The organism is Paenibacillus ihuae, assembly GCF_001368795.1.
GTDB lineage: Bacteria > Bacillota > Bacilli > Paenibacillales > Paenibacillaceae > Paenibacillus_AQ > Paenibacillus_AQ ihuae.
The window spans coordinates 2291473-2298681 of the sequence record NZ_LN831198.1 but is presented as its reverse complement, the minus strand read 5'-3'; the positions used below and the strand labels follow the sequence as shown (position 1 = coordinate 2298681).

Sequence of the window (7209 nt, the reverse complement as noted above, 5' to 3'; positions counted from 1 at the left end):
CTAGAAATCATTTATATCGCAAAAATAAAGGATGTTCCACGCAGCCGTTTCCGGTTGCTCCGGACATCCTTTGCTATTTCCATTAACTTATAACCATACCTCGTTCGCCGTCTCAACGACCAGCCGGATCTTTTCCCACTGCTCTTCCTCCGTCAGAATGTTCCCTTCCTCCGTCGAAGCAAAGCCGCATTGCGGGCTGAGGCACAGCTTCTCAATATTCACATATTGGGCAGCTTCGGCAATCCGCAGCTTTAGCTGCTCCTTGCTCTCCAGCCCCCCATGTTTGGTGGTAACCAGGCCAAGCACAACAAACTGGTCACGAATAAACCGGAGCGGAGCGAAGTCTCCGGAACGTTCATTGTCATATTCAAGGAAAAAGGCATCGACCTGCGTCTCGCCGAACAGCACTTCGGCAACCGGCTCATAACCGCCCGCAGCAAACCAGGTGGACCGGAAATTACCGCGGCACACGTGCAGCGCGATCGTCATATCTTCAGGTTTGCCGGCAATACTCTCGTTAATAAGACGCACATAATCCTTAGCAAGCTGCTCCGGATCGACTCCCCTGCTGCGGAGATGAGCCCGGTGTCTTCCGCTGGAAAGTGTACCCCAGGTGGTATCATCCAGCTGCAGGTAACGGCACCCTGCATCATAGAAAGCTTGAATTGCAGCCTTATATACAGTAATAATGTCCTGATACAGCAGCTGCTGATCGGGATATATTTCATTACCGTTATAATCCTGCACGAAGTGGAATAAGGACGGGGCCGGGATCGTCATTTTGGCTAGTGTCTCTCCTGCCATCTGCTGCAGCTGCGTAAAATGGGCAATCATCGGATGATCCTCAAATGCGATTTTGCCGGTAATCTTAAAGCTCTCAGCCCGCTGAGTACTTTCCTTGGAGCCGGTGCCCTGATTGAGGATGATTTTTTGAGTCCCTCTAATCCCCAGGAAGAAATCAAGATGCCACCACGAACGGCGGAATTCCCCATCGGTAACTGCCTTGAGGCCCAACGCCTTTTCATGCTTCAGCAGTTCAGCAATTTCCTTATTCTCTAATTCCTGAAGCTGTTGTGATGTAATTTCGCCCTGATCAAACATGCTACGGGCTGCCTTAATTTCGTCACTGCGCAGGAAGCTGCCGACGATGTCATAACGAAAGGGCGGAGCATTTCTGGCGGAACCGGTTATTGGACTGATCATACGTCCCTCCTGCTGTTATAGTAAGAATTGATTCAAGTCGAAGTAACTGCTTGCGACCAGATCATTTAATAGTTCGATATAACTCGACATGATTTCACTGGGTTTGCGGTCCTTGTGAGTAATCCAGCCGACGGTAAACACTTCATTGCTGTCATAAGGTATGGTCACTAGGCCGTTGCCGTTCAGCTCAGAAGCCATGATACCAGTGCCTATTGTATAGGAATCGGTGCCTAGCAGCAGGTTCGTAAGTGTTGCCCGGTCGGTTACCTTTATATTCTTCTCAATCTGGGTGAAGCTAAGCATTTCCTCAGAATAGTGCAAAGAATTGTTGTCTCCCTGCTCAAAGGTAATATACGGAAAAGGGAGGATGTCGTCCAGAATAAGGCTCTCCTTGGCAGACAGCGGATGTCCGGCTCTGACATAGACATGCGGATTCGTGTTGAACAGCGGGGTGAATTTGAGGTTCCCGTCGCTGAACAGCTTATTCATTACCTTATAGTTGCTTTCGTTGATATACAGAATCCCGAGATCACTGCGCAGTGTCCGCACATCCTCGATAACTTCGTAGGTCTGTGTCTCACGCAGGCTGAAATTATATTCCGACACATTGCGTTCCTTCATCAGACGCACAAAAGCATCGACGACAAAAGCATAATGCTGGGTAGACACGGAAAAATAAACCGGGCTGCGTTTCTTGCCGGTATACCTGTTCTCCATGAACTCGGTCTGCTCGATAATCTGCCTTGCATAGCCCAGGAACTCCATGCCTTCCGCTGAGATGCTGATCCCCCGGTTGGTCCGTTCAAAAATCGTGATTCCCAGCTCGCTCTCCAGTTCCTTGATGGCATTGGAGAGACTGGGCTGTGACACAAAAAGCCGTTTGGCCGCTTCGTTCATAGAGCCGCTGTTCGCAATCTCTATGGCGTAGCGGAGCTGCTGCAATGTCAATCCTGTTCCCCCTCTAATCAAAGGCTGTGGCCCTGTGCGTATCTAGTTATTTTATTAGCATATCTCTACTTGATGTACTACGTCTACTGCTCTCTTGAAATCTATCGTTACTGTGTCCGCTTCTTGGCAGCATCGATCTGCGAAGGATCAAGCCCTTCCCAAATATTTGCAATCTGTGCCTGTTCCGGATGCTCAAAGACGAGAAATGCCGTAGGCAGATAACGTTCACCGTATTGCGAAGAAGGTTTATTAACGATTTCATTATCCTTGACCAGTACCGTCGATGATCCGCCGTCCAGATTCGCGGCAATTACCGCTCCATGCTTCAGCATAATCTGCTGAACATCATAGAGGTTCGCACCGATGCTGTAGCCAGGCTGTCGGCCGTCGATGACAACAAACAGCAGCGCCCCATCCGCACGTTGGCCCATAGCTGTTCTTGGCGCGATTCCCCAGCCTTCGGCTGCGTTCTTGATCAAGCCTTTGCCATTGACAATAATCCGCGGCTGAAAAGATACGGCTTCCTGCACGCCAAGCTTACTCAGCTCTTCCAGCGAATAGTTACCAGCGATCATTTTGCCCTCTTTATCCAGGCCTACTATCTGTGTCGATTTCTTGCCGCCAAGGCCATTATAAAATAACTTTCCCTGCGAGACGACCAGCCCGATCGGTTTAAATCCGTTCCCCTTCCAGTTCGGGTCAGCAAACCCACCACCGTTCACACCGGCAATGGCACCGGTACGCTTGACCATACTGGATACTTTCTCGCCGGAGCCGATTTTGCCCGGAACACCTAACCGGACCTTCGTAGGATCGTTGACCGTCATTACATAACCTGTATAACTAGTCCCTGATACCTTCTCAATCTCGACCAGCGGCTTCTCTGCTTCAACTTCAGGTGCAGGGGTTGCAATCGTATGGGTATCCTTCTCGTCGCCCATATGAACAAAACGCTGATTGTACTCGGCCACCCGATTCTTCAGCTCATCTTCACCAATAATATATTTCGCCATATAGCGGTGTTGTGTCGTTATCAATGTGTCTGCGATCAAATAACGGAGATTATGGGCAGAAGGTGCAAAATACAGCCAGCCCCCGGCAGCAACCAGCAGCAGGATAAAGAACAGGAAGACTCTGGTGAGTCTGCGCGGAAAGCTCTTTTTCTTGCGTTTACGGACAGGCTTTTTCTTCTTTCGTACGTTTGAACGCTGGGGTAATGATGAAGTACTCACTTCTTTCTTCCTCCCTGGAGATGCATATAATGGAAATCATGATAGAATCATATCTTCCCATGATAGACGATCTCGCGAAAGTAAAGGTTTCAGTTTTTTAACTCTGTGATCCATAACTTGTAAAATAAAGAAAACCCTCTTAGAAAAGAGGGTTCTGCTGCTCTAGTTATATTGGTTGCGGCGTGACACCACCGTGGCGATCAATACGATAAATATAAGGGAAAGCGCGAGAATCGTCAGTCCTTTGCTCAATGAGGCTGGCTTCGTTACCGATATAGCTGCTGCCGACACTGCCGGTCTATCAGTTCCGGTGTTTAGGGAATTGTCTGTTGCCGCTGTAAGAGCTGTCATGGAAGCTGCTGAAGCTATTTCCGGACTGTGATCTGCTCTGGCCAGAAAAAAGCTGTAAAATTCATTTGCCGTTGCTGTGACACCGGCAGCGTAATTTTTACCGGCAAATTGCGGTTCGAGCACCTTATCCAGAATGCCTCTGATAAGCTCATTCGTCAGCGTCCTGTCTACATTTCTTCCCTGCAGCACATGGTAGTTGTCGCCTTCGATATCCAGTACCAGCAGCACATCCTTGGAACCGGCACGTATGGATGCAAATTTTGCGTACGTGTAATCCTGCAGGCTGCGGCCCCCGGTATTCTTCACCGTTACGATGTAAATACCGCTTCCGGTCGTTGTTTTATAAAGGTTACTGGACTGGTTGAGATACAGCCTGGTTACCTGAGGCAGGACTCTGGCGTTGTCAGCCACATAATTCCCGCTCCCGAGCGGCTCTTTCCAAACCCCGCCGAGGCGTTCGATGATTACTCCGTAGGTTTTCCGCGCGCCGGCAGCGTAATTTTTGTCCGCAAAGTCCGGCTCTAGTGACTCCGAGAGAATCTGTGACAAGCCGCTATCCGTTAACGTACTCTTGAGGCCGTCGCCCTGCAGTGCCCAATATTTATTCTCTTTGATCGAGAGCAGCAGGAGGACTCCATTGTTCTTATCCGCCGAACCCATGCCCCAGCTGTTAAACAGCAAGGTCGCATACTCTTCCATTGAAGCCCCGCCCGTGGAATCAACCGTAACCAGCACCACCTGTGCTCCAGTCTCCTGATGTAGCTTTACTCCGTAATTGACCATATAGTTCTCAGCCTTTACGTCAATTACATTGGCAAAATCATTGACGTAGAACGATTCCGTAGGCTCCGGTATAGCCGGTTTTGCCCAGCTCAGCACCGGCAGCATCATACTCAGCATCATGGCGATCAATGCTATTTTGATAATCTTCTGGTTCATCTGAATCCCCCTGCCCGATGTTATTACTTGATTAGCTAGATAATAGATTCTATGCGATGAAGAACACTAGTATGAGTTAATAGTCTCCTAAATGATCCAAAATCATATTCATAAAAAAATAGAACCAGCCTGCCAGACATGAGCCTGGCAGGCTGGTTCTATTGGATATATTTAAAACAGCGAAGCCGGGATCAGCTTTCTTCCGCCTTTCACGAGCGTGGATTCCAGCATTTCTCCCTTATCGCCGCCAAAATACAGCTGCCAGTATACGCCGAAACGGACGCTGACATCATTCTTAACCAGCTCCGGCGGCGTGACGATGAGCCACTGGAACCTGAGTGCTTTGGAGATCTCAAATACCGGATCAAGCACGTTATTCGAGACCATCTCGCCGAACGGATTGTCATATAAGAAGACCGTCCAGCCTTTGTTCTCACGGTTAACCCGTTTATGCGTCATGATCATCATCGCTACCAGAAGCTGTACGGATTGGCGCTGTCCACCGCTGCCGACAGCTTCATCCAGTGCTCCGCGGTTAATAACCTCCCAGTCGGAGTAATGGAATTCTTCCGGGGCCGCATAGAGGAAGTAGTTCTCGGTGACCGGCTTGTACACCTGAAGCACCGGGAAACGGTTCTGCATGGCGGCATATACGATTTTCCCGTCATTTATCAGATCTTTGACAGCAGCGGCCGGAACCTGCTCAATCTTCGGATATTTCTCCAGCAAACTGCTGATACAGCGGTTGAAATAGTCGCTGACCAGCGGCTCGATATCCTCTGTAGTTTTAGGGACGGTGATATTCTTATAATTCAGCCGCACCAGCGGAAAGGCATGTCCGTTCTCATTGTGGATGATCATCCGCCGTTCCATGCGCTTCAGAATATCCACAATTTGTACGACCCGCTTGGCGGCGCGCCCAACCCATAGCTTCCGGGACAGCTCCATCCCTTCCTTGTCACTGCGGATGCTCTCAATCTGATCCTGCGAGCTCTGCAGCATGGAGTCCAGCACTTGGCGGGCAATGAAGAAATCATCCCAGTGAACGGTATTGAGCCGTTCCTGAATCTTGGTCTCCAGTTCGCTGTTCCATCCGCACTTGGCGAGCTTACTGCTTAAGGAAGACTTCTCATCCTTCACTTTGCGGGAGATTTCGGTCCGCTCTCCGCGGCTTTTCTTGCTGCGCAGCAGCCAATCGGCTACCAGCGGTTCACAATCTTCCCTTACACGCAGCTGTATTTCTTCCGGTACTTCCCGCAGCTGTGTGCGTCCTTCAACATGCGTGTCCATTATCTTGCTCTGATTACCCAGCGTTTGAATCCACTGATCCATTGAAGATAAGGCCTGCTTGCAGCTGTTCAGCAAATGCTCGTTTTCGCGGTTGCGAGCATTAACCTCTGCTTCTTTAGCATCGAGGGATTCCTGCCAGATTTCAACCGGACGTTCGTGTTTTTCTTTAATCGTTTTCTCAGCTTTACGCAGATCCTTCTGCAGGTTCTCCAGGATCGTCTGGCAGCGGATGTAGGATTCACGCACGTTCTGGTAATCTTCATCCAGATTAGCTGTTTCGTTCTTCTGGCGTGCTCTCGCTGTCATAAGGGTTTCCGGAGAATCGGAAGGCTCAGCCGCATTCTTCCATTGTTTATCTACCTGATTGACGGCGGATTCCAGCTCAGCCAGCTGTTCACCGGCTCGTTTAATATTACCCGCCCGGGTACGGATTTCCAGCTCATTCTGCGTTAAGGATTGCTGCAGGCTTTCCACAGTACTGAGCAGCTGCTGGAGTATATTTTGAGCCTCAGGATCAAGCTCCTGCTCTTCTAAACCGGAACCCTCTGAAGGATGAAGTTCACCAGGAAAAACAATCTCCGGGAACCAGCTTTGCAGCCTCGGGAACAAGGAGTAGCGTGTATCCCCAATCCAGTTCACACGCTGCTGTGCGGTGCTGTCCATTTCCGCTTTCAGCTGGACCATCCCTTGCTCTTTGGCGGCAATCTCTTTGATTAGAACCTGTTTGCGTTCCACAGCGCTCTGCTTGTCCCTGTAATCCTGCTCCTGCTTCTTCGTCCGTTCTTCCCACTGGCGCAGCGCCTGCACCCTTTGTTCTAGTCCGGTCAGCTCCAGCTCATTCTGAACCACTTCTTTCTGAATGCTCGCCAGCGCCTCTTCATTGCTGCTGATCTCATGGTTCAGGCTGCTTAACTTTTGGCCAAGCTCATCGCTGAGTTGTGCTAGTGTGCTCAGCTTAGCTTTGAGATTCATCGTATGCTCGCCTTGGAACAGCCGCTCGAACTCCTGGCGGGCAGATCTCAGCTTGGAGAGGTAATTTTCTGCGTCCTGCAGCTCTTCCTCCTGCTCCTTCAGCCTTGAAGCGATGCCGCGCTTCCAGTCCTGGAACCGCTCAGGCTGCAGAACCATCTGCGGTCCCTGATTGGATAGCAGCCGGAAGGGCTCCACTGCCGTCCCAGCCATTTCTTCGCGGATAAAGACCGGTACAGCAGATTTGAGGATAATTTCCTTCAGAGCATCAGTAGGG

The 7209-nt window shown here is 50.1% G+C and carries 5 protein-coding genes; all 5 read right to left on the bottom strand.

The genetic code is table 11. The features are described from left to right. Positions 1 to 87: 87 nt before the first annotated feature. Positions 88 to 1203 (bottom strand): 5-methyltetrahydropteroyltriglutamate--homocysteine S-methyltransferase, encoded by a 1116-nt coding sequence (locus AQR02_RS10375; protein ID WP_054940497.1) that lies wholly within the window; start codon positions 1201 to 1203, stop codon positions 88 to 90. 15 nt (positions 1204 to 1218) lie between these two features. Further along, positions 1219 to 2151 (bottom strand): LysR family transcriptional regulator, encoded by a 933-nt coding sequence (locus AQR02_RS10370; RefSeq protein WP_054940496.1) that lies wholly within the window; start codon positions 2149 to 2151, stop codon positions 1219 to 1221. A gap of 107 nt (positions 2152 to 2258) precedes the next feature. Further along, entirely contained in the window at positions 2259 to 3383 is a 1125-nt protein-coding gene (locus AQR02_RS10365) for a phosphodiester glycosidase family protein (RefSeq protein ID WP_054940495.1), read from the bottom strand. A 162-nt stretch (positions 3384 to 3545) separates the two neighbouring features. Further along, positions 3546 to 4673 carry a TPM domain-containing protein gene (locus AQR02_RS10360; RefSeq protein WP_054940494.1) on the bottom strand — a complete coding sequence of 376 codons (1128 nt, stop codon included), beginning with the start codon at positions 4671 to 4673 and terminating at the stop codon, positions 3546 to 3548. Between the two features lie 171 nt (positions 4674 to 4844). Beyond that, positions 4845 to 7209: coiled-coil domain-containing protein (locus AQR02_RS10355; protein ID WP_159067733.1), on the bottom strand; the 2365-nt coding region annotated here is incomplete at its 5' end.

Excerpts from the sequence above, each read along its gene's own strand:
- AQR02_RS10375 (WP_054940497.1), bottom strand. The coding sequence starts at position 1,203 with ATGATCAGTCCAATAACCGGTTCCGCCAGAAATGCTCCGCCCTTTCGT.
- AQR02_RS10360 (WP_054940494.1), bottom strand. The coding sequence starts at position 4,673 with ATGAACCAGAAGATTATCAAAATAGCATTGATCGCCATGATGCTGAGT.